Here is a 23,875-nt window from a genome sequence, read left to right as displayed (position 1 = left end):
TCCCAGCCAAGTGGCTGGGATAATCATAATATAGAGACTTAAAAACCTCTGATTTTTAAATAGCGAGCTAAAGCTATCCCGCCCCCTAGTATTCCACCGCCATACAAGCCCATCTTTGATATCCGTAATACATCATTCCATGTCATATCAAATTCCCCCCCCATAACCCACAGCACCCCTGCAAAAAAAGCTTTTGTAACTAAGCTAGCGATAATTACAGCAAGAACAATTGCGCTGATAAAAAATAGTGGAAATAGGGTATTTAAGATCCAACTTTTTCGGTGGTTACTTTGCATTTTTCTCCACCTTATCAATTAACTTTTGGACGGTATTACCACTCGATTCTGAGCTAACAGACGAAGTTACATTGCCTACTGCACCAGGAAGCTTACTAGGCAGCATTTCCTTTGCGATCCCAAACTGTCCTTTCACTTCCGTTTGTTTGAGAAGTGTTGGATTAAACTTCGGCTCCCAATCTCCAGTTATCCATTTACCCGCAGCATTTGTACCAACACTCGCTGCCTTACCAAGTCCATATCCAAATACGGCTCCGGCACCATTTGTGATTGCCCCGGTCAACGGATCGTCCCCATTGATCGTGTTCGTCAGTGCGCCGCCTGCTGCATTCCAGCCTACCGTTCCCCAAAGGCCATTACCCATACTGATAACATTCACCCAACCTGCAATCCCTGCATTAATCGGATTCACTTCCCCATTATCAGCATACTGAACACCTGCATTTGCTCCGGCCCCCAACAGCCACATGGCCGTAGCAGGCCCACTTAATGAGGCAACTCCCGCCGTATTGGCAATACCGGCAGAAACTACTGCATTACCTTTGGCGGTTTTTTTCGCTATCTCGGCTTTACAATCCGTATCACAATCAGGAGTCTTACCAAACCAGAACCCAAATGCCGTACCGGCATCCGCGCCCAAAGCATTATTCTCAACCTCATTCTTCGCCGTATTCGCTCCGCTTCCGGCACCGGTAAGGTTACCATCGATAAGTCCGCCCGCGCCAGCGCCCGCTAGGGTGATCAGATTCGCTATCAGCTCTTTCTGCTCACCCGTCAGTTCTTCCGCTTTTACCCCCGGATAGAGGAGCGCTGTCAGCGCTTGCGCGCCGGCGGACGATACCAGCCCGCCCGCCGCGCCTCCCGCGGCGCTGCCGCCCTGCGCCTGGGCCAGAAACGCGCCCAGTACCGTATGCAACGCGATGCGGGCTGACTCATTGTCCTGACTCACCTCCTTCACCAGCCCCGCCAGATACGGCGCCGCCGCTCCCGTCACCACACCGGTTGCGTTGCCGCCAAGTCCTCCCGCCAGTACCGCCGTCAGGGCCGTTCCCGCCGTCCAGTATTCGCTGCCTGCGCCACGGCTTCGCTTTTCTTATACGTCTTGTAAGCGTCCTGTTCGCGCACCGACGCATAGTTATTGTTCAGTATCTGCTGACTCAGATTGGCGTTCCCTGACGCCGTCACCTTCTGACCGCCGCATATCGGCGGCACGCAGATACTGACATTCAGCCCCGCGCTGCTATTTTTGCTGTCGTAGGCCGCTGTGCTGATAAGCAGATCCCCGCCAACGTCCGCCGCCACGCAGACCGACATGATATGACCCGCTATTACAGCCGCAGCCCCAGCCTCCACCTCAAGGGCGACTGGCTGGAAGCTGCGGGATTTGGCACGGATACCCCGGTGATTGTCACCGTTGAGCACGGCCAACTGCTGATCCGCATTGTGGCTGAGTGACAGACAAAAAAATCCCGGCCTTTTTAGGGGCCGGGATTTATCAAGGATTCAGCGATAATAAAAATACCAAAAAATAAAACCAGCAGGTGGCCCCATCCAAGTGAGTTTGAGGCAGACAAAAAAATCATCTAATGAGAACGGAAAGTTTTCATTCATATTCCAAGCTAACCAAGCACCTAATAAACGTCCAAACATTGTCAAAATAAACAACACTACGCTCATCGCACAGCATAAATATAAAAGGTTAAGTAATGATTTAGTGCTATTTTTCATCACTTGCCTCCACCGTCTTTCAACTTATCCTGAACCATACCAGATACGGCAGAATCACCGATATTACCTACTATCGATGGTAATGGATGTTGTGGTGCTGGTTTAGTTATTGTCCAGACACCTGTTGGGACCCATTCATACTGCTTTGATATTGGATTTAGTTTTTTATCAAATGGCACTTTGATAACGTTACCTGCTGCATAACCCGCTGAAGCCCCGACTTTACTCAGCAACGCCGCCATAAACGGATCATCGCCGCTGATTTCAGCCTGGTAATAGCCGCCAGCCGCGTTCCATGCCATCGTTGGGTTGTAACCTTTACCGGCGGTAATCCCACCAACGATTACTGAACCAATTACATCCGACAGTTTTACTTCACCTGTCGTACCATATTGGATACCAGCCCCTAAGCCAGCACCTACGCCCACAGCAATAAGCTGTTCTTTGGTGTTATTCACTGCATTAGTAATAATTGCCTTCCCGCCCATTATTGCTACTGGCCAGGAGGTTGGGGTCATTACCACATCCATGATTCGATCACCGGTTGTAATATTATCCGCCAGGAATTTAAGATCCGTTCCGTTGAGATAATTCACCAGTGCTGCGGCACTTGGATCTTTCAGCTTTTCATCCAGTCTGATTTGATGCGGGTTAGCATCATTCGCCACATTGGTCGCCCCCTGTATCAGTTCCTGCCAGCTCACACAGGCAACGCCGCCACCGGTACAGGCTTCAATCAGTTCCTTACTGTTTTTATTGCTAATGTCGATATATTTCTCGACCACCTTATTACAGTCACCGCCAGAGGCTTTGCAGTCCTGCATTTCTTTATCAAGCTGACGGGCCTCTTCCTCTTTCAAATAATTATTCTCAACCTCATTCTTCGCCGTATTCGCTCCGCTTCCGGCACCGGTAAGGTTACCATCGATAAGTCCGCCCGCGCCAGCGCCCGCTAGGGTGATCAGGTTCGCTATCAGCTCTTTCTGCTCACCCGTCAGTTCTTCCCCTTTTACCCCCGGATAGAGGAGTGCTGTCAGCGCTTGCGCGCCGGCGGACGATACCAGCCCGCCCACCGCGCCTCCCGCGGCGCTGCCGCCCTGCGCCTGGGCCAGAAATGCGCCCAGTACCGTATGCAACGCGATGCGGGCTGACTCATTGTCCTGGCTCACCTCCTTCACCAGCCCCGCCAGATACGGCGCCGCCGCTCCCGTCACCACGCCGGTTGCGTTGCCGCCAAGTCCTCCCGCCAGTACCGCCGTCAGGGCCGTTCCCGCCGTCCAGTACTCGCTGCCTGCGCCATATTCACGCTCGACCGCCTGCACCTCTTCGCTGCTTTGTATCCGCGCCTCTATCTCGTCGGCGCTCACGCCTTCCTGCGTCAGGCGCGTCCTGGCCTGCGCCACGGCCTCGCTTTTCTTATACGTCTTGTAAGCGTCTATCGTCACCGTTGAGCAGGGTAAGCTGGTGATTGAGGCGGAGATTAGGTTCTGACTGGTAAAAGTGACGATCCCGGCCAAATGGCCGGGATCATATTACTAAGAGCCTGAAGGAGGTTTCTTTTTAAATTTATCCAAAATTTTAAAAATCAAAATACCTAGCCATGCAATACATCCTGTCATACCTCCCAAATAAAATACTCTAACTAACTCCGCTTTCGTTATAGCCCATTCATCCGTCAGCAGATAAGACAGTGAACCTATAATTAAACGATAGCCAAAACCTAAAACCCAAAAAAATATGAGGCAGTAAACGAATAAACATACCGCTGAAGTAAACTTGCCTCTCATTTTTTCTCTCCAACCTGTTCTATGAGTTCTTCCGCTGCTTTACTTCCTACTTCAGAAGTAAAAGCGCCTCCAACTTCATAAATAAATTCGGGAACAGGATTGCTACCAATCGCCTTTTGTACAACTTCAGGTGCATATTTCCCAAATGCGCCGCCAGCCCAAGAACCTGCCGCAGCACTACCAATAGCTCCCACACTTGGACCATCCGTAAATACCGCACTTCCCATCGCTATACCTACGTTCGGCAAAATATTACGCCCCGGAGCCAACCCGCCAGTAACTAACGCCGCCGTGGTGCTCCAGTAATCATAGGTCTTGCTTTCATTACCCGATTGACTCTGGTCATACCATTGATACGCGGCATTCGCGCCGCCACCCAGCGCAGAACCGACCGCTACTTTGCCTATTGAAGCCGCCGGCCCCAGATACCATGCACCCGCTATCAGTACGCCGTTCGTATATCCATCAACTATCGTTTGGGAAATATCTTGCCCTTCCGGAATAGTCCCCGTCAGCAGCTTATGCATCGCATACTGCCGTTCTTCTTCCGTTATAGGATTCAACACGTTGCCGTCTTCATCGGTCAGGTTGGTGTTGGTATACAACGATGTCATTGATAACCCTACATCTTTCAACCCTTTTGGCATGTCATTCGGGCTGAAGAAGTTATTCTCCACGTAAAAAACCCGCCAATAAGGGCGAGATTTGTTAGCCTAGTTATTCGGGGGCAGAAGGTGGCCTTTTTCGAGCTTTGTATTTATCTATCAGATTGAAAGCTATTGCCGCTAATGTAATAGCGCCCCCTGCAATCAGACTTTTAACCAAATTGCTCATAACTCCTTCATATGAAAGATAGAACTTGTTTAGATGGATAAAACCAAGAACGATTCGTACAAGTAACCCAAGTAAAAAAAAGGCTAATGAAAAATAAAAGAAAACGAATATGTACTTAAAAATATTTTTCATCATTTTTTGCTCTCTTTTATTTTAAGAGCATCTTTACTTACATCGTTCACTGTTTCTGAAACGAATGCCCCCCCAACATCATAGACAAACCCCGGTAAATCTTTGCCTATTATCGAATTTATAATATCAGGTGCATATTGACCAAATTTTGCACCAAACAAAGCACCAGTCGCAGCGCCACCCACTGCTCCAACATTCGGTCCATCCGTGAACACTGCTCCCCCCGCTGCGATCCCCACATTCTGCCAGATATTACGCCCCGGAGCCAACCCGCCAGTAACCAACGCCGCCGTGGTGCTCCAGTAATCATAAGTCTTGCTTTCATTACCCGATTGACTCTGGTCATACCATTGATACGCGGCATTCGCGCCGCCACCCAGCGCAGAACCGACCGCTACTTTGCCTATTGAAGCCGCCGGCCCCAGATACCATGCACCCGCTATCAGTACGCCGTTCGTATATCCATCAACTATCGTTTGGGAAATATCTTGCCCTTCCGGAATAGTCCCCGTCAGCAGCTTATGCATCGCATACTGCCGTTCTTCTTCCGTTATAGGATTCAACACGTTGCCGTCTTCATCCGTCAGGTTGGTGTTGGTATACAACGACATCACCGACTGACTATAATCCTGCAATCCTTTACCCAAGTTGAAGTAGTTATTCTCAACCTCATTCTTCGCCGTATTCGCTCCGCTTCCGGCACCGGTAAGGTTACCACCGACAAGTCCGCCCGCGCCAGCGCCCGCTAGGGTGATCAGGTTCGCTATCAGCTCTTTCTGCTCACCCGTCAGTTCTTCCCCTTTTACCCCCGGATAGAGGAGTGCTGTCAGCGCTTGCGCGCCGGCGGACGATACCAGCCCGCCCACCGCGCCTCCCGCGGCGCTGCCGCCCTGCGCCTGGGCCAGAAATGCGCCCAGTACCGTATGCAACGCGATGCGGGCTGACTCATTGTCCTGGCTCACCTCCTTCACCAGCCCCGCCAGATACGGCGCCGCCGCTCCCGTCACCACGCCGGTTGCGTTGCCGCCAAGTCCCGCCGTCAGGGCCGTTCCCGCCGTCCAGTACTCGCTGCCTGCGCCATATTCACGCTCGACCGCCTGCACCTCTTCGCTGCTTTGTATCCGCGCCTCTATCTCGTCGGCGCTCACGCCTTCCTGCGTCAGGCGCGTCCTGGCCTGCGCCACGGCCTCGCTTTTCTTATACGTCTTGTAAGCGTCTATCGTCACCGTTGAGCAGGGTAAACTGGTGATTGAGGCGGAGATTAGATTCTGACTGGTAAAAGTGACTATCCCGGCCAAATGGGCGGGATCATATTACTAAGAGCCTGAAGGAGGTTTCTTTTTAAACTTATCCAAAATTTTAAAAATCAAAATACCTAGCCATGCGGCAATACCCGTAATCGAGCCAAATGCAATTGCCCTTTCTATTTTTTTGCCCTGAACACGCTACCGCCCGGCGAGTATCACCGCGCACAGCAGCTATATCAGGCTGCTCCTTATCCGCTTCATCGCGCTTTCCCTACCGCCACACCCCAAGCATTACGACGCCTGAAGGTCGGCTACGTCAGCCGCCGCCACGCAGACCGCAATGATATGACGCGCTATTACAGCCGCAGCCCCAGCCTGCACCTTAAAGGCAACTGGCTGGAAGCCGCGGGATTTGGCATGGATACCCCGGTGATAGTCACCGTTGAGCACGGCCAACTGCTGATACGCATTGTGGCTGAGTGACAGATAAAAAAATCCCGGCCTGTTTTAGGGGCCGGGATCTTTGCTAAACAAGTCCCAAAGATTCAGGTAGATCCCTTACATATTCGCATTTATCACCTTCATATTGAGAAGAGATATCTTTGAATATATTAACTAATTCATCTTTTTCTTTTTCATCAAGGAGCTGAAGTTCAGCAGCCATCTGCTCCATCGCATCAACCGCTATATCAGGATCTAGATGATCATCGTCTGTAAACTCTAAAAATATTGCTAAATCGGCGATCACTTTCACAAGCCTAACATCTCTATTCATGAACTATTTTCACCTCAATATTTTTAATACCTAGCTCATCAAACATTTTCTGCGCCCGATTAGCTTGAGCCTGATTGGGGACTTCCCATCGACCTGTCATGCCATTATTTTTAAGTGCTTCAGACTGCCGTAATGCTTGATTTTTCGCCTTTTGCGTCGTAACAACAGATATTTTACGGTCAACCATCACATTGCCATCAACACCGTCGAATCTAACCGATTTAGCCTTTCCATCAGCATCAACTCTCTCAATGCTAGGAGCCTGACCTTTTTGCGTTTCTATATTTGAACGGGCACCAGAAGCAGAATCGTTATAGTTACGTGCCCGTTCACTCATGCTGGCATTTTCATCAACCCATTTGACTTGAATTTCATCACTGGCTTTATTAATCAGCTTCGAGGCTTCAGCAATATCCCCTTTCTTCAGTGCGGTTTCTGCTGCCTTGATAATCTTACCAGCACCATCTCCCAGTACAGGCACCAGCCCTACTGCCGCAGCCAGATAATCCAGCGCACTCTGCGCTTCCGCAAAACTCTTGATATCTCCAACAATAGGAACAAAATCAGTACCAAATAAACCCGCGCCTTTCAGCAGTTCCTGGCTATGCGCTTCCATCCTGGCTGAACACGTTTCCGCACTCAGCCCTGCGCAATACTTCTCCTTAAACTCTTCCTGTGCCGCTTCAAGCTGCTTCCGGGCGTTCTGGTACTTCTCTTCCTGCGTCACACCGGAGGCTTTGTTCTCAATGATGTCACTGAGCGCATTATTCTCAACCTCATTCTTCGCCGTATTCGCTCCGCTTCCGGCACCGGTAAGGTTACCACCGACAAGTCCGCCCGCGCCAGCGCCCGCTAGGGTGATCAGGTTCGCTATCAGCTCTTTCTGCTCACCCGTCAGTTCTTCCCCTTTTACCCCCGGATAGAGGAGCGCTGTTAGCGCTTGCGCGCCGGCGGACGATACCAGCCCGCCCGCCGCGCCTCCCGCGGCGCTGCCGCCCTGCGCCTGGGCCAGAAACGCGCCCAGTACCGTATGCAACGCGATGCGGGCTGACTCATTGTCCTGACCCACCTCCTTCACCAGCCCCGCCAGATACGGCGCCGCCGCTCCCGTCACCACACCGGTTGCGTTGCCGCCAAGTCCTCCCGCCAGTACCGCCGTCAGGGCCGTTCCCGCCGTCCAGTATTCGCTGCCTGCGCCACGGCTTCGCTTTTCTTATACGTCTTGTAAGCGTCCTGTTCGCGCACCGACGCATAGTTATTGTTCAGTATCTGCTGACTCAGATTGGCGTTCCCTGACGCCGTCACCTTCTGACCGCCGCATATCGGCGGCACGCAGATACTGACATTCAGCCCCGCGCTGCTATTTTTGTTGTCGTAGGCCGCTGTGCTGATAAGCAGATCCCCGCCAACGTCCGCCGCCACGCAGACCGAAATGATATGACACGCTATTACAGCCGCAGCCCCAGCCTCCACCTCAAGGGCCACTGGCTGGAAGCCGCAGGATTTGGCACAGATACCCCGGTGATTGTCACCGTTGAGCACGGCCAACTGCTGATACGCGTTGTGGCTGAATGACAGATAAAAAAATCCCGGCCTGTTTTAGGGGCCGGGATTTGGGATTAATGTTTATTTTTCAGGAAGTTCAGACCATGAGTCTAATCGGATGATAATTTCTGTATCTTCAACGATGGCATCAAAAAAACTGGATAAACTCATAGCATGAGTTCTCAGTTTTAACAAAGCTGACAACACTGCAAGCTCGTTTCCTTTATTTTTAGCTTGCGAAAGCAGCCTTGCCTGTTCACGTAACAGTCCTAAATACTTTTCCATCAGCTCATCAAGATCTGTTTCGTAATCAATGGATAGACGATCTTTATCTATCGGAGAAGAGGATTTCTCCTCCAAAATAACAATAAAGTCATCCTTCATATTGCTAAGGAATAAATTATTCATTATTTAGGCACCCTCCGTCCTTCTTTAATTGCGGCTTGTGTTTTTGAACTGTTGTAAGAACCATCAATATTCAGGACGGCTTTAACTTTTCCTTTACTATCAAAAACCTCGATGTGATCTTTATGTAGCCCATCAAGATAGTACTTATCGCCTTTCGCGATATAATCTCCAACAGGTTTCTTCGCCTGATAAACACTTTGTCCCTGAAAGATCTGACTAGTTTTCTGAGCATTATCTTTCATTTGGCTACCAAAGCCAGGTTGTTTGAAAAATTCCCCCATATTTCCCACAGCACCTTTATTGGGCTGGTACTTATTAATTCCCCCAAATGCCGCCGCTGCCGTACTCGCTACAATACCCGCCTGAACCTCATCCAGACCATATTCTTTCTGGAGCGCTTCAGAGACTTTATTTGTGGCGACAACACCTTCCACCTGCATTTGCTGCGCGTAGGTTGCTGTCAGATCGTAGACCATCTTGATAGGGATATCTTCACCCAGAGCACGGTCTATCGCCTGCTTCACCGCCAGACTATCAGCTAGCACATCACCATATTTCTGCTGGCAAGTTGTCGGACTGGTTGCACAGTCGCTGATAAGCTGTTGTTGCTGAGCGGTACTCAGTTCCTCGTACTTCTTGATAATACCGCTACAGTCACCGCCATTTGCCTGGCAGGATTTCATTTCAGCCGACCACGCATCTATCTGTTTACTGCTCAGATAGTTATTCTCAACCTCATTCTTCGCCGTATTCGCTCCGCTTCCGGCACCGGTAAGGTTACCACCGACAAGTCCGCCCGCGCCAGCGCCCGCTAGGGTGATCAGATTCGCTATCAGCTCTTTCTGCTCACCCGTCAGTTCTTCCGCTTTTACCCCCGGATAGAGGAGCGTTGTCAGCGCTTGCGCGCCGGCGGACGATACCAGCCCGCCCGCCGCGCCTCCCGCCGCGCTGCCGCCCTGCGCCTGGGCCAGAAACGCGCCCAGTACCGTATGCAACGCGATGCGGGCTGACTCATTGTCCTGACTCACCTCCTTCACCAGCCCCGCCAGATACGGCGCCGCCGCTCCCGTCACCACACCGGTTGCGTTGCCGCCAAGTCCTCCCGCCAGTACCGCCGTCAGGGCCGTTCCCGCCGTCCAGTACTCGCTGCCTGCGCCATATTCACGCTCGACCGCCTGCACCTCTTCGCTGCTTTGTATCCGCGCCTCTATCTCGTCGGTGCTCACGCCTTCCTGCGTCAGGCGCGTCCTGGCCTGCGCCACGGCCTCGCTTTTCTTATACGTCTTGTAAGCGTCCAGCGCCTGTGCGCCCAGCGCCGTCGCTTCTTGCTGAATCGCCAGTTTGTCTTCAACCTTCCGCCGGTCAAAGCCGTCATTTACGCTGTCGTTCGCCCCGGCCGTATCGCGGCTAAGCTGCGCGATATCCTGCCCCTGTGCGCTGCCGTCGCGTATCTCAATCACCGCCGGCGCCACCGCCGATTGCGTGATGCCGCTCTGTCGGTCTTTATTCTGCGCCAGACTGCTGACCGGCATACTGTCGGTCGATACGCCGATACTAAAACCAGTACCCTGGTAATCGGAGATATTGGCGATATCCCGCCAGCCCAGCGTTGCGGTGCTGAGGCGGTTTTTATCCGCGTCCGCCTCAGAGGCCAGTACCGCGCCGTCCAATTGCGTATGGTTGCCGACCCGGATATCGAACCCGCCGTCTCCCGCCCTAATGCCGCTCTGTTCGCGCACCGACGCATAGTTATTATTCAGTATCTGCTGACTCAGATTGGCGTTCCCTGACGCCGTCACCGTCTGACCGCCGCATATCGGCGGCACGCAGATACTGACATTCAGCCCCGCGCTGCTATTTTTGCTGTCGTAGGTCGCTGTATCCTGCGTGCTGCTGATAAGCAGATCCCCGCCAACGTCCGCCGCCACGCGCTGACCGGAAACTACCGCGCCGTTAAGCAGCGTATCGGCGCCGCTGACCAGTTTCACCTGCTCCGTCGCATGCACCTGGGTTAACTGATGCGTCAGATTATTACCGCTCTCTTTACCTTGTTGAGCGCTGGCGGATAATTCCACCGTAAAGCCGTTTTGTTGCCCCCCGAGACCGAAACCGACCCCGACGCCCGCCCGGCTGCCGCTGCTGCTTCCGGTGATGGATTCTTCATTTTGCGCAGCAACCAGATTCAGGTTGTCACCGGCGTTCAGTTCGATATTGCGGGCTCGAATATCCGCGCCGACTGCGGTGATATCCCGCTCCGCCGCCAGACGGATCTCTTCTCCGGCATACAGGGTGCTGCCTTCCTGCGTCACCGCCTCTTTCCGCTGACTGCTCTGACTTGAGCCGCCACCCACGCTTACGGTTACCTTGACGGCGGCGCTGTTCATATCGGTTACGGTGGTCTGCGTCGCCAGGGTGAGCGCAGACTGCGCGGCGTAAATCGCACTCAGCCGCGGATCGCGATTATCCTCCACCGATTGCGATAACTTCTCCACCGCCTGTACGGCGCTTACCACGTAACCCGACAGCGCGGTGGTGACGCCATACTGGCTGCTTTGCTGCTCGCGCAGGCGGAGTTCGGTATCCACCGCCGGATCCAGCGTGATATTGCGGCCGGTCAGAGACAGCGACTCACCGGCGCGCAGATCGGTTCCCGCTATGGCCACATCCTCTTTTGCCACCACGCTGACGTTACCTTCATTACTTTGCAGATGGCTGCGCACCGTACTTTGCTGATTTACTTCGTCCAGCGCATGGTATTTGGTCGACTGCCAGCCCACCGTTCCGCTGTAGCCATCCCCGCCCAGGTCGCCAATGATTTTACTGCTGCCGGTGGTTTCGTTACGGGCGCTGTTTTGCCCGGCATTAATCACCACATTACCGTTGCCGGCCTGCAGCAGGACATCATCGACGCCGTTTACCGCGCTCCCCGCCACAAGAATATCCCCGTCCTGGCTGTTCAGCGTCACCGTCCGCCCGCTGACGGTGCTGACCGTCTGAGCCAGGGTGTCGGCCTGCTGCGTTTCCCGCGTTTGCTCGCTGGCCAGCGGGATCATCCCGGCGCCATGATTCGGCCCGCCGCCGATATGGCGGATAGACGTACCGATACCCGCAATGGCGTCGCTGAATGACCACCCGCTGCTGGAATTTTGCTGAATGGTATGCTCGGTGTTGCTGACGCTTTGCAGAGCGATGCCGCGCGTCGCATTGAGCAGAACGTCTTCACCGCCATCAACCGCGCTGCCTGCGACGAGAATGTCGCCGGAGCGGGCTTTCCCTTGCTCATCGAGCTGACCGTCGCCGGTGGCCTGCAACTGAATGTTTCCCGCCGCCGTCAAGGCGCTGCCGATTTGATAAACTCCCTGCGTGTGCTGCGAGCTTTTGCTGGACGAACTGCCCACCGACACCGCAATTTGCGGCGCGTCGAAGATCATCGCCGCCGTTTCGCCGATCAACAGCCGGACGCGCGACGTCGCCCCTTCCGTTTGGGCGATATCGCGCATATTCTGATAGCTGTCATACGGCGTGCCTTTCAGGGCGATACTGATACCGCTGCTTTTGCTTTCAAAGCGGGTGGTGATATCGAGGGTATCCTGGCCTGAGGCAATGGCGATGTTTTCGGCGAGAATAGCGATATTTCCGCGCTCGCTATCGTCGCTCTGGGTGGTGCGCGCGGCGATAACGTCGCTGCCGGTAACGGAGACGTTTTTCCCGGCCTGGATAACCACATTGCCATCCTCGGCGCCAATCAGGCTGCGGGCCTCGCTCTGGCGCGTTTCAACGCCGTTGTATTCCGCCGTGCTGGATTGCTTGCCGATAGTAAAACCCAGCCCGCCGCCGCTCATCAGGCCGGATTTTTTCTTGGTCTGTTTCTCATAATCCCGCTGTTCTTCGATACTCGCCGTGGCGTCGATATTATTACCGGCCTTAAGCGCAACAAGTTCATTGCCGGCGATGGCGGAGCCTTTTACATTGATGTCATGATCGGCCTGCAACACCAGGCTGTCGCCCGACAGCAGGCTGCCTTTTTCCTCGGTACTGAAATTATCCCGAATGGTATGCGTCACCGTTTTCGAAAAGGTTTTCTTCTTGATTTTGGTTTCTTCAAAGAAGGTGTGCTGCGTTTCCGTGGCGGACAGCAGATTGATATCGTTGCCCGCCTGCGCCGTCAGTGCGCCGTCGGCAATGCCCTGCGCCGCCTGAAGATTGATATCATTTCCGGCCTGCAGGGTCAGCCCCTCGCCGGCGGTGATTTCGCTGCTTTGCTGGGTGATGCTTTGCTGCCAGTCGGCATGACGCTTCCACCAGTTGCCGCTGTAGCTTTCCTCGGTCTCCGCCAACAGGTCGAGATCGCGGCCGGCGGTGAGCGCGGCATTACCTGCGGCGGTCAGGCTGGCGGCTTCGGAGAGGATATCCCGCCCGGCGCTCAGGCTGAGATCGCCGCCGCTGAGCAACTGAGTGGCGGCAATCTCCTGGGTACGGCGTTGGGCCGTGCCGCCGCCGTTGCGGCTCAGCGTCTCCTCAAGGGTTTGCTGTGCCGTCAGCTGAATATCATTACCCGCCGCCAGCGATAATCCCGTTTCCCCGCTGAGATCGCCGGCGTCAATGCGGATATCGTTGCCGGCGTTGGCCTGCAAGGCGCCGCCCGCATTCAGGGTGCTGCCCTGAACCGCCGTATTGAGCGACGACTGATTTATCCGGCCCTGATCCAGCCGGTTATTGGTTAACGTCCGCGCTTCAATGGCGATATTGTTGCCGGCATTCAGCGTCATATCCTGCCCGGCGCTCAGTGTGGCCGCCAGGTTGCGCACATCGTTGCCGGCGCTGATGGTCAGGCTATCGCCCGCGACGATCGCCGCCGTGACGCCCAGTTCGCTATAGGTAATGGATCCCGTACCGCCGTGGGACAAGCCATCCGAAGCGCTCTGCCACTGGCGTGATTCGGTTTTATTGATCACATCGGCGTTAATGCTGGCCAGATGCAGCGTGCCGCCTTCAATACGGCTGCCGCTGTTGGTGATATTGTTCAAGGCCACCAGGTTCAGGCTGCCGTCCGCCTTGAGCAGCCCTCCTTCCTGGTTATCGATGTTATCACCGCTGGCGATGGCCAGTAATTCCACCGCGTTAATCGTACCGCTATTGGTGACGCTGCCGCCCGCGCTCAACTGCACCTGATTGGCGACGATGGCGCTGCCCTGCAGGTTGTTCTGGTCGGCCTGCGCCAGATACAGCTTCGGCGCCAGCACGGTTTGCCCGTTAACCTCGATATTTTCCCACCAGACGATGCTCTGGCTGAGGTTGGCCACCTGATCCGCCGTCAGGCTGACGCCCAATTGCAGATCCAGCCCTTTTTGCGCCGCGGCGGCGTTATCCAGCAGCATCTGCATTTGCGACAAATCTGAGCCGGTGCCCTCAAGATAGCGCTTCCCGCTCTGGCTCAATACCGCGTTGCTGATATAGCGGGTATCGAATGCGGCGTCCCCCAGAAAGCGGTAATCATGGTCGGCATCCAGGTTCAGTTTATCCAGCAGATAGGCGGACCCCAGCACCTTGTCCGCCTGCGTCCACTGGGCGCTGGTTTCAATCTGCGCCGCAGTGGACGGCTGTTGACCCAGCATATTTTGCAGGTCGCTGAACAGCGCGTTATCCACTTGCCCCAGCTGTTCCAACTGGGGATTGCTGTGAATCAGATAGCGGCTGTCGCTGGCCGGATCGACCACCAGCAGCCCGTTGTTGCCCGTAGGCAGCGGATAGTCCGCCAGAGGGTTAGCGCTTAATGCTTGCAGACCGTTACCGATCGAGCTTAACAGCTCCGCCACCGAGAGCTGGCTAAACGGCGCCGACGACTCAACGTTGATGGGCGTCGCCGCGGTATCCGCGGCGAGCTGCGGTGTTTCCGGGGCGGCCACAGTACCGACGGCGGCATCCAGCGGATTTAACGCAACCGCCTGTGGCTGCTCGATATTTGTCTGTGCGGGTCGATCAATCGACGGGCCGGGCTGTTGCGGCGAAATTTGGCCATTGTTGCTTAACGCGATTTCCGTTGCAGCGGGATTAGTCTGTCCCGGCTGTTGCAACACCAGGGCATCATTTTTGGTTAGCGCCTGCCGTTGGGCGTTTTCCAGCGTTGTCGTTCCCTCCGCCGGGGCACCGGGGTCCGTCACTTGGCTTAAAGATACGTTTTTAGCCGTCGCGCCCACCGCCTGGGCGTTGTCCGCCAATGTCGCGGCATCTCCGTGGGTGTTACTTAGATTAACTGCTCCCAGGTTGAGCAACGCATCGTTACCCGCCAGTTGGCGCGTGGTTTGCTGCTGCAACGGCGACAGCGTCTGCGTGGAGGCTAATACCGGCGTTACCGTGCCGGGAATAAACCCGCCGCTGCCCGGTTGCAGCGTGGTATTGCTGATATCCTCTTTAAAGTCGGCAGTAATAGTGCCGCCTGCCTGAATCAGGGAGTTATAGCTTTCGCCAACGGTTTGTTCGTAGGTTGGGGAGTCGATTAATTGATAAGGAATATATCTGGCTCTGTTGGCACTTTTGTAATAACCACCAGAATAGGTAGTGCTCTTTAATTTACCCTCTTCGTAATATTCCTTGGGCCGCTGTTTCCCTTTATATATATATGTTAAGTATTCGGTTAAAAAACCGGCATGATAGGATTGGTTATTTAAGCTATCACCGATAAGGATTATATCCTTTGCTGACAATAACTGCGATGCTTCATTGGTTAATTGCTCGGATGTGATAAGTAACCCCCTTCCTGAACTGATCTTTCCCGCGTTCCCTTGTGCGGAGACGCTGATCGATTGACTGGTAATCGCCACCTTCTGAATATCGGCAGTTTCATAGGGAACATAGGACGATCTATATGAAAAGTAGGATCGAGTATTTATTCCTCCAACCGATCGTTCGGATCTGCTTGTTACCAACCCATAATCCTCTGGGTTAAACCATTCGAGAGGTATATTTACCGTCGTCGCCCCCGCCCAATCCGGCACAGACTCCGCCGCCAATTCCGTCTCCGTCACCACCAGCCCCTCACGCTGATTGGTCAAGGTTTCGGTAACAATATTAATATCCCCGGACTGCGTTTCGATGGTGCCGGAGCTATTTAATACCGAGGCGCTGGCATTGCCCTGAGCGTCGCGTTGAATCCACAGATTATTACCCGCCAGAATATTGCCGAATATATTGCTGAGCGAATCAGAAAACAGCCGCATATTGCCGCCGGCATACAGCAGACTGGTATTATTCAATGCTGAACCAGCCTGCATCAATAAATCACCGGCGGCGCCAATCAAACCCTGATTATCAATATTTTTTTCACTTGCCAGGGATAAGTTGCCGCCGGCCTGAATACTGCCCGCTTCCCGCTGAATAATATTTTGCGCGCTAATCGTGGAATCGCCGTCACCGGCCAGAATAGCGCCCTGATTGGTCAGCGAACCGGTGCTGGTAAGCGCCACCGATTGCCCCTGAAGCGTACCGCGCTGATCGAGATCGCCGGCGACATTTAGCGTTAATTTTTTCCCGGCCGCCAATAGCTGGGTAAACACCAGCGGTCCGCCGATATCGGCCGTTAGATTGCCCAACGCCAGCAGTTGCCCGTCCTGTTGCAGTTCGGCGGTTTTAAGGCTTAGATCCTGCGCGCTGTAGATCTTGCCGCCCGACTGATTGATCAGCCGCCGGGTTTGCAGCGCTAGCTGGGTTAAACCGAGCAAGGTTCCCTGATTTTCCAGCACATCGGCGATAATTTCCGCCCGTTGCGCCTGAATCAGGCCGTGATTCACCCACTGCGGAATACGCAACGTCAACTTATCCTGGGCAATCAGGCTGCCCTGCTGGCTGAACTGCTGCGCTTGCACGTCCAGATCCCGCCCCTGCAACCAGCCCGTATTATCCAGCGCGGCAGCTTGCAGCGTCGTCGTGCCGTCCGACAAAATCTGCCCGGCCTGTTGGTTGCTCAGTTGCCCGGCGCTCTCAAGCCGTAATGATGTTGATCCCTGCAGCACGCCGTTATTATTTAGCCCGTTAGCGCCGCGTAGCGTCAGGTCGGCGGCATTGATGACGCCCTGATTATCGATATCCCCCGCCTGAACGCTTAGCGCGCCGCCGCTGACCAACTGGCTATCGGCCGCGCCCCGGTAGTCGCCGCTCAGTTGCAGCGCGGCCTGCGTAATCCCCAGCATCTGCCCCTGATTATCCAGCTCGCGGGCGATAAGCCGCAGGTCGTCAGACTGCCACAGTCCCTGATTGATTAACCTATCGGTGTTAATGGCGCCGACGCCGCCGCTCAATAAACGGCCCGACGATCGGTTAAGCAGCGAATCGGTGAATTGCAGGTCAAGGCCGCCGATGCCGGTGACGGTTCCGCCGTTATCAAAGGCCGTGCCGCTTAAGGCTGCCGTTCCCTGAGAGAAGATCTCGCCCTGATTTTCTACCCGTCCGGCGCTAAGCAGCAGATCGCCGGCCAGCAGCGCGCCGCCGTTGCTGAACCGGGCGCTGTTAATCACCGCGTCGCCATTGGTGAGTATTTCGCCGCCCTCCCGGTTGGTCAGCGCTTCCTGGCTGGTTATCTGCAGATGATTCAGCCCCAGCAGGCGGCCGGCGTTCTCCAGCGTTTCGCTATTCAGTTGCAGGTTATCGGCCGCCACCTCCCCGTTCTGCATTACCCGGTTTGCCGTCAGGATGGCATGGCCGTCACTGAGCAGCTGCGAACGCTCATTCCCCTGATAGCTCTGCTGCAAAGCCAGCCGGAGCATATTTTGTCCCACCAGCGTGCCGTGGTTGAGCAAGGCGTCGGCGGTCAACGCCAGCAGTTTCCCCTGCCAGAATCCCTGATTGCTGACGCTTGCCGCCTGGGCCAGCAATTCGCCGTTGGTCAGCAGTTGTCCGTCGGCGCCGACGGTGAGATCCCCGCTCAGATCCAGTTCAAGGCTCTGTTCACCGATAATCGTGCCCTGATTGTCCAACGACCCTGCGGTCAGTTGCAGGGCGCGGCTTTCCCAACGACCGGTGTTGGTCAACCGGTTGCCGCGCAGCGCCAACAGCCCCGAGGTATACAGCAGGCCGTCGCCCTGATACTCGCCGTTCAGCGACAGTCCGGCGCTGGCGATGATATCGCCGTCATTGCGGATAGCCGTGCCGTTGAGGGTTGTCTGCCCGCTGCTGGACCAGGTTCCCCGGTTATCGAATCGTCCGGCGGAAAGCCGGCCGTCGCCGCTGGAAATCAGCGCGCCCTGTTGGTTGCTGAAAGCGTCGTTTACCGTCAGGTTCAGCGCTGAAAGGCCGACGATCTGACCGTTATTGGTTAGCAGAGCGGCGGCGGCATCGATGGTATCCGCCTGCCACACACCGAGGTTCTCCACCCGCTCCGCCGTCAGGGTGCTGTTGCCCTGGCTCAGCCATTTCCCCTGATTGCGGGCGTTCCCGCTGATTGCCAGCGTCAGCGCATCCACGCCCAGCATTTTTCCCTGATTATCCAGCTCATCCGCCTGTAAATGCAGCGTGCGGCCCTCCAGCGTGTCGCGCTGGTTAAGTCGCCCGGCCGCGACGTTTAGCGTATTGTTGCCGCTAATCAAGCCGTTATTATCCAGATCGCCGCTAAACGAAAGCGATAAGCCGTTAACGCCGATGATTTGCCCGTCATTCGTCCCTTGCGCCGCTTCCGCCGTCAGAAGATTACTGTTCAACGACCCGATATTGTTCAGCGACTGCGCAAGGTTCAGTTTCAGGCTGTCGATGCCGGTGATAGCGCCGCGGTTGACCAGATCGCGGGCGGCAATCGTCAACGCCGCGCCATATAAGGCGCCCTGATTATCCAGACCATCGTTGACGGCCAGCGTCAGCCCGTCAACGGCGTTTATCTCTCTTTTATTGCTTAATCGATTGGCGCTTACCTCCAGCAGCGTGCCGTTCAGCGCGCCCTGATTGCTTAACGAATTCTCAAGCGTGAATGTCAGTTCGTTGACGCCCCTAATCTCGCCGTCGTTGATGACATCTTTGGCGATAATTTCGGCAACAGTGCCGACGATGGTTCCCTGATTGGCGATGGTATCGCCGGCCAATGCCAACGCCCGGCTTTCCCAGTAACCGGCGTTACGCAGATAACCGCCGCGCAGCGTTAGCGCGCCGTCGGTATTCAACGACCCCTGGCCTTGATAGTCGCCGTATAGCGACAGAGATTGCGCCGCCAGAATCTCGCCGTCGTTACGCGTTTCACCGCTGGTCAGCACCGTCGCGCCACTGCCGGAAATGATGCCCTGATTGTCGATTTGCGAGGCGGAAAGCCGAGTGTCGTCGCCGGAAAGCAGCACGCCCTGATTCAGCAACCGTCCGCCATCGGCGGCATCAAGGGTCACCGTAAGCGCGTCCACACCCAGCATTTTTCCCTGATTAGCCAGATTGGCCGCCCGAATCGTCAGGGTTCGGCCTTCCAGCGTCCCGCGCTGATCGATGTTTTTCGCCGTCACCTCCAGCGCCTGGCTGCCGCTAATCAGCCCGCCGTTGTGCAGATCGTTTTGTAACGCCAGCCGAAAGCCATTGACCCCCAGCATATTGCCCTGGTTGGTCAGATTGTCGGCCTCAACGGACAGCAATCGGCTGGCGATATCGCCCTGATTGACCAGATCCCCGGCAAGATTGACCGACAGCCCCTCGACGCCGGTCAGCGTGCCGTCATTCGCGGCTTGAGCGGCGTTGACCGCCAGCAGATTGCCGTAGATATCACCGCTATTTTGCAGGGTATTGTTCAGATCGAGGGTCAGGCGACTCTCTGCGCTGATATCGCCCTGGTTGAAAAGGTCGGCGGCGCCAAGCGTCAGCGCCGCGGCGTATAGCGATCCCTGGTTTTCCAAACCACCGTCAAGGGTTAAGCGCAATGCGTCGACCGCCGCAATCTCGCCGCCGTTCACCATATTATTGGCTCTGACGTCGATGGTATTGCCGAGCAGCGTTCCCTGATTCTCCAGCGTCAGCCCGCGTAGCCGGAGGATATCTCCTTGCCAATCCCCGCCGTTACGCAGGCTGTCGCCGCGCAGCGTTAGCGTGCCGTCGGTTTGTAACCGCCCCGCGCCCTGATAATTCCCGTCCACCGACAGTGAGGCCGCGGCCAGCAGATCGCCGTCATTACGAATATCCTCGCCCACCAGCAGCGTAGCGCCGCTGCCGGACAACACCCCCTGATTATTAATCTGGCGGGCGCTCAACTGCGTGTCGCCGGCGGAAATAATTGTGCCCTGGTTGGTGAAACCCTGGGCCGCCAGCAGCAGACTCCCCGCCTGCCACTCTCCCTGATTAAGGGCATCTGCCGCCCGCAGCGTGGCGACGCCCTGCGTCAGCAATTTGCCGCTTTGTAGATTGCGAAGTGACTGGTTGGCGGTTAGCGTCAGCGCCGCAATACCGACGATCTGCCCGGCATTGCTGACCTCATCGGCGGTCAGGGCGATATTTCCGGCCTGCCACTGACCGTGGTTGTCGACGGTTTGCGCCGTCACCGTACTGTCGCCCTGGCTTAGTAAAACGCCGCTATTGTGCAAGCCTTCGCCGATCGCCAGCGTCAGGGCGTCCACTCCCAGCGTTTTGCCCTGATTGTCGAACGTGCCGGCGTTCACATCCAGCCTTTGCCCTTCCAGAAGACCGTTCTGGAAGATGTTTTGCGCCGTCAAGTCCAATGCCTTGCCGCTCAGCGTACCGGCGTTATCCAGATCGCCCCGCAGTTGCAGTTGCAGATCGCTGACGCCGAACAGCCCGCCCCGGTTGTTCACCCCGGCGGCGTCAATCCGCAGCCGATCACTATGCAAATCCCCGCTGTTGTCCAGACTCTGCTCCAGCGCCAGCATCAGCCTGTCCGCGCCGCTTATTTTGCCCGCGTTATCCAGGCTATCGGCGGCGATGGCGATATTGTTACCCTGTAACGTCCCCTGGTTATCTATCTGACGCGCCGACAGCAGGCTATCGCCGCCCGAAATCAGCGATCCGTCATTGCTCAGATTCCCCGCCGCCACCGTCAGCGCCTGAACGCCCTGAATCCGGCCGCTATTGCTCAGATTTCCTGCCTCCAGCGTCAGGCTGGCCGCCTGCCAGTCTCCCGCATTCACGGTATCCGCCGCGGTTAACGCCGCCACGCCCTGAGAAAGCAATTTACCGGACGGGTGATTAACCAGCGCGTCTTGTGCCGTCAGCGTCAGCGCCGCAATGCCGAGGATTTTACCGGCATTGGATACCCGGTCCGCATGCAGCATTATCGTCTGCGCCTGCCACTCTCCCTGGTTATCAATCAGCCGCGCCGTGGACGTACTGTCGCCCTGACTAAGCAGTTCGCCCTGATTATGCAGCCTGTCGCCAATCGCCAATGTCAGCGCATCGACGCCCACTATCGTTCCCTGGTTATCCAGTTCGCTGGCGTCCACCCGCAGCGAGCGTCCTTCCAGCGTACCCTGCTGGTTTACCTCTCCCGCGCTAAGGGCCAACCGATCGGCGTACAGCGTTCCCTGATTGTTCAGACGGTCGGCAATAGTTAAATCGAGACGGTGGATGGCGTTGATCTGTCCGCTGTTGTTTACCCGATCGCTCTGCGCCCGTATGGTCAGCGCCCGCAGGCTGCCTGAGTTATCCATATCCGCGGATGTTAGCTGCAAGGCATCGCCACTAAGCCACTCCCCGCTGTTGATCAGGCCGTTATCCCCCTGCAACACGCTTGACTGGAGCGATTGTGCGCGGCCGCTATTGACGATGCTATTGGCGCGCAGCTCCAACCGCTCGCCCTGCAATATCCCCTGATTGACCAGATCATGGCCCGACAGCCGCCAGTTTCCCTGCGCCAGCAGGCTACCGGTATTATCAAGAGAGTATGCCGCTGCCTGCGCATCGCCGCCGATGCTGATTTTGCCCTGGTTAAGCCAGCGCTGCGCATTGAGTAAAAACTGTTTCGCCTGCAACTCGCCGTCCGTTTCCACATCGGCGGCGGTGAGCGTCAGCGCATCCCCAGCCAGTAACTTGCCGTCCGCACGCTGTACCAGCCGTTGCCCGGCGTCGACGGTCAGAGAATTCTCGGCCTGAATTATCCCCTGATTGTCGAGGGAAGCGCTTTGCAGCTGTAGGTCCGGCGCGGTCAGCGTACCGCTATTGGTGACGCCCGCGGCGCGGATATCCAAAGCCTTTCCGGCCAGCAGCATTCCGCTGTTATCAAGATGCGTATCCAGATTGGCGGCCAGCGTCCCTCCCGCGCTAAGCGTGCCGCCGTTAAGCGCGGCGCCGCCGTGCAGATCGATCCCCTGACCGGCATTAATGGCGCCCTGGTTATCGATCGTACCGCCGTACAGATCGATACTCTGCTGCGCCGTGATAGCCCCCTGATTGGCGATATTGGCGCCGTGCAATGCCAGACTTTCCGCCTGCACGACGCCATGATTGTTCAGGCTGTCGGCCAGCATAACCAAATGATTTTCGGTGAGGATTTTTCCCTGATTATTCAGCAGGGTTTGCAGTTCGAGCCGCAACTCGCCGCGGGCGCTGAGCAACCCGGCGTTGTCAAGGCGGTTCGCCTTGAGCGTCAGTTGCTCCGCCGCCGCCAGCGAACCGCCGTTAATAAGCTGGCCGCCGACAAATGACAGTCCCTGCAATGAGGCGATATCGCCTTGATTATCCAGCGAATCCAGCTTCAGGTTCAGCGTTTTCCCGGCCAGGGTGCCACGCAGAACGATTTTCCCGCCCTCCAGCGTCAGGTCTTCTCCCGCGGTCAGATTGCCCTGCCAGTCGCCTTGCTCGGCGGCACGAACCACGGCGCTATCTTTAGCCTGCAACCGGGCGCTGCCGGCGGCGGTCAGCGTTTGCGCCTCGAGTCGGATATGCTGCGCGTCCGCCGCGCCGGACAGCGCAATATCCTTGCCGTGCAGGGTTAATTCGCTATCGGCTTTGATGGCGCTTTGCTCATCCTGGCGTAATGCGTTGTCGGCCTTGACCGCCACCTTATCCGCGGCCAATTGGCTGTTACTGAACGTTACACCGTCACCCTTTATTGACAGCTGATAGCCGGAAGTCACCGCCCCTTGCGCATCGACGCCGGCGCTGATGCGCGAATCGGTGGCGCTCAATTCGCCCTCGGCGGCCAGGGCGACGGATTGCCCCGCCCGTAACGCGGCGTCCGTTAGCGCGATCCCGCCAGCCGCGCCCAGCGCGATTTCACCGCCGGCCTGCTGTTTGCCCTGCAACGCCAGCGATTCTCCCTGGGCGCGAATATCGCCTGCGGCGATCGCGTCGCCGACGCTGAGTTTGCCGTTCGCCGACAGGGTGATGTCGCCGCTGCGGGCGCTCAGATTACCGACGTTGACGCCGACCCCTTTGTCGCTGGATACCAGCCTGATGCGGTTGCTGTACATGCCGCCCAGCGCCCCGGTATCCAGCGCCACCCTGGTTCCACCGGCGGCGTCCTCTCTGGCGGTAACGCCGCCCTCCTCGCTGACGTTATTCGCCCCCAGCACGATGCGGGTATCGTTGGCGTTTAATCCGGCGTTAATCTGCGCCGTGCGGGAAATCAGGCTTAAATAGTCGCTCTGGCTGGCGTCCAGCCCTTTGCCGCTCAGAGTGATATCGCCGCCTTTAACCTCAAGCGCCTGCAAACGGCCCTGGGCGTCAAACTGGGGCGTACCCGTAGTCAGCGTTACCTGCGGCGTATTGATAAATCCGCAGCCGTCACAGGTGATGCCGTAAGGATTGGCCACCATCACGCTGGCCTGCTTTCCCCCGACCTCGAGGTAACCGGCGAGCGTGCTGCGATTGGGCGACACCACTATTGATGATGGCGTCCGCCGCTTTTCCCGTCAGGTTGGGGTTATTCTGGATCAATCCGCCCAACTGGGTGGGATTAAGCTGGGCGGTGCCGTTGTTGAGGATCAGTCCCTGCTTGTCGACGTTAAAATCGTGGTATTGGTTATGGGAGATCCCGGCGCCGTTCGGCGTGGCGATATTCACCACCGGAACGCCGTTCCCGGCGTTATCCAGCGCGGTATTGCCCGCGGCGACCTTGACGCCGGCCGCCATCGCCGGCAGTACGGGCTGAAAGGCAATCAGGTTAATCAACGTATAGGCCATTAACCGCTGCGATGTTTTAATCGGTTTCATCCCTAA

General features: G+C 56.1%; 18 protein-coding genes. 3 read left to right on the top strand and 15 right to left on the bottom strand.

Going from position 1 to position 23,875, the window contains the following annotated elements; all coding sequences use genetic code 11:
• Window positions 1-38: 38 nt before the first annotated feature.
• The 3 genes from EH206_RS10035 to EH206_RS10025 all read right to left on the bottom strand — a co-directional run bounded on the left by EH206_RS10035 (window position 39) and on the right by EH206_RS10025 (window position 1,610).
• Window positions 39-296 carry a hypothetical protein gene (locus EH206_RS10035; RefSeq protein WP_050815604.1) on the bottom strand — a complete coding sequence of 86 codons (258 nt, stop codon included), beginning with the start codon at window positions 294-296 and terminating at the stop codon, window positions 39-41.
• On the bottom strand, window positions 286-1,245 hold the full coding sequence (locus tag EH206_RS10030; RefSeq protein ID WP_232216584.1) for a VENN motif pre-toxin domain-containing protein: 960 nt from the start codon (window positions 1,243-1,245) through the stop codon (window positions 286-288). The genes EH206_RS10035 and EH206_RS10030 overlap by 11 nt, the downstream gene beginning before the upstream one ends.
• Window positions 1,246-1,334: 89 nt before the next feature.
• The gene (locus tag EH206_RS10025; protein ID WP_040343153.1) at window positions 1,335-1,610 is read right to left on the bottom strand and encodes a hypothetical protein; all 276 of its coding nucleotides are present in this window, start codon (window positions 1,608-1,610) and stop codon (window positions 1,335-1,337) included.
• A gap of 3 nt (window positions 1,611-1,613) precedes the next feature.
• On the opposite strand from EH206_RS10025, the gene EH206_RS10020 reads away from it, so the two are divergent.
• Window positions 1,614-1,751, top strand: coding sequence for a SymE family type I addiction module toxin (locus EH206_RS10020; RefSeq protein WP_040343151.1), 138 nt, complete (start codon window positions 1,614-1,616; stop codon window positions 1,749-1,751).
• 48 nt (window positions 1,752-1,799) lie between these two features.
• On the opposite strand, the gene EH206_RS10015 is transcribed toward EH206_RS10020, so the two are convergent.
• The 6 genes from EH206_RS10015 to EH206_RS09990 all read right to left on the bottom strand — a co-directional run bounded on the left by EH206_RS10015 (window position 1,800) and on the right by EH206_RS09990 (window position 6,003).
• The gene (locus tag EH206_RS10015; protein WP_009112651.1) at window positions 1,800-2,024 is read right to left on the bottom strand and encodes a hypothetical protein; all 225 of its coding nucleotides are present in this window, start codon (window positions 2,022-2,024) and stop codon (window positions 1,800-1,802) included.
• Entirely contained in the window at window positions 2,024-3,469 is a 1,446-nt protein-coding gene (locus EH206_RS10010) for a VENN motif pre-toxin domain-containing protein (protein ID WP_170218447.1), read from the bottom strand. Before EH206_RS10010 ends, EH206_RS10015 begins: the two co-directional genes overlap by 1 nt.
• A 90-nt stretch (window positions 3,470-3,559) precedes the next feature.
• Complete coding sequence (locus EH206_RS10005) at window positions 3,560-3,811, bottom strand: hypothetical protein (protein ID WP_009112649.1); 252 nt, start codon at window positions 3,809-3,811, stop codon at window positions 3,560-3,562.
• A complete protein-coding gene (locus EH206_RS10000) occupies window positions 3,808-4,488 on the bottom strand; it encodes an adhesin (protein ID WP_137739231.1) in 681 nt (226 codons plus the stop codon). The genes EH206_RS10005 and EH206_RS10000 overlap by 4 nt, the downstream gene beginning before the upstream one ends.
• 40 nt (window positions 4,489-4,528) lie before the next feature.
• A complete protein-coding gene (locus tag EH206_RS09995) occupies window positions 4,529-4,780 on the bottom strand; it encodes a hypothetical protein (RefSeq protein WP_009112647.1) in 252 nt (83 codons plus the stop codon).
• Window positions 4,777-6,003: a VENN motif pre-toxin domain-containing protein gene (locus tag EH206_RS09990; protein WP_009112646.1), complete on the bottom strand. Its 1,227-nt coding sequence runs from the start codon at window positions 6,001-6,003 to the stop codon at window positions 4,777-4,779. The genes EH206_RS09995 and EH206_RS09990 overlap by 4 nt, the downstream gene beginning before the upstream one ends.
• 366 nt (window positions 6,004-6,369) lie before the next feature.
• Between EH206_RS09990 and EH206_RS23395 the strand changes: the two genes are divergently transcribed.
• Complete coding sequence (locus EH206_RS23395) at window positions 6,370-6,507, top strand: SymE family type I addiction module toxin (protein ID WP_335341477.1); 138 nt, start codon at window positions 6,370-6,372, stop codon at window positions 6,505-6,507.
• A gap of 43 nt (window positions 6,508-6,550) precedes the next feature.
• Here the strand turns inward: EH206_RS23395 and EH206_RS09980 are convergent, their stop codons facing one another.
• From EH206_RS09980 to EH206_RS09970, 3 genes are all read right to left on the bottom strand, one after another.
• Window positions 6,551-6,799: a hypothetical protein gene (locus tag EH206_RS09980; protein WP_009112644.1), complete on the bottom strand. Its 249-nt coding sequence runs from the start codon at window positions 6,797-6,799 to the stop codon at window positions 6,551-6,553.
• Entirely contained in the window at window positions 6,792-7,877 is a 1,086-nt protein-coding gene (locus EH206_RS09975; RefSeq protein ID WP_232216583.1) for a VENN motif pre-toxin domain-containing protein, read from the bottom strand. The genes EH206_RS09980 and EH206_RS09975 overlap by 8 nt, the downstream gene beginning before the upstream one ends.
• Before the next feature lie 80 nt (window positions 7,878-7,957).
• Window positions 7,958-8,221 (bottom strand): hypothetical protein, encoded by a 264-nt coding sequence (locus EH206_RS09970; RefSeq protein WP_050815600.1) that lies wholly within the window; start codon window positions 8,219-8,221, stop codon window positions 7,958-7,960.
• A 15-nt stretch (window positions 8,222-8,236) separates the two neighbouring features.
• Between EH206_RS09970 and EH206_RS09965 the strand changes: the two genes are divergently transcribed.
• A complete protein-coding gene (locus EH206_RS09965) occupies window positions 8,237-8,374 on the top strand; it encodes a SymE family type I addiction module toxin (protein WP_083832778.1) in 138 nt (45 codons plus the stop codon).
• 51 nt (window positions 8,375-8,425) lie between these two features.
• Here the strand turns inward: EH206_RS09965 and EH206_RS09960 are convergent, their stop codons facing one another.
• Genes EH206_RS09960 through EH206_RS23515 form a run of 3 tightly spaced genes read right to left on the bottom strand, consistent with a single transcriptional unit; the run spans window position 8,426 to window position 23,869 of the window.
• Window positions 8,426-8,752: a hypothetical protein gene (locus EH206_RS09960; protein ID WP_009112641.1), complete on the bottom strand. Its 327-nt coding sequence runs from the start codon at window positions 8,750-8,752 to the stop codon at window positions 8,426-8,428.
• The gene (locus EH206_RS09955) at window positions 8,752-23,535 is read right to left on the bottom strand and encodes a hemagglutinin repeat-containing protein (RefSeq protein WP_281280150.1); all 14,784 of its coding nucleotides are present in this window, start codon (window positions 23,533-23,535) and stop codon (window positions 8,752-8,754) included. The genes EH206_RS09960 and EH206_RS09955 overlap by 1 nt, the downstream gene beginning before the upstream one ends.
• Entirely contained in the window at window positions 23,441-23,869 is a 429-nt protein-coding gene (locus EH206_RS23515; RefSeq protein ID WP_281280149.1) for a two-partner secretion domain-containing protein, read from the bottom strand. Before EH206_RS23515 ends, EH206_RS09955 begins: the two co-directional genes overlap by 95 nt.
• Window positions 23,870-23,875: the final 6 nt, after the last annotated feature.

The organism is Brenneria nigrifluens DSM 30175 = ATCC 13028, from assembly GCF_005484965.1.
Classification (GTDB): domain Bacteria; phylum Pseudomonadota; class Gammaproteobacteria; order Enterobacterales; family Enterobacteriaceae; genus Brenneria; species Brenneria nigrifluens.
This window is presented reverse-complemented; position numbering and strand designations above follow the sequence as displayed.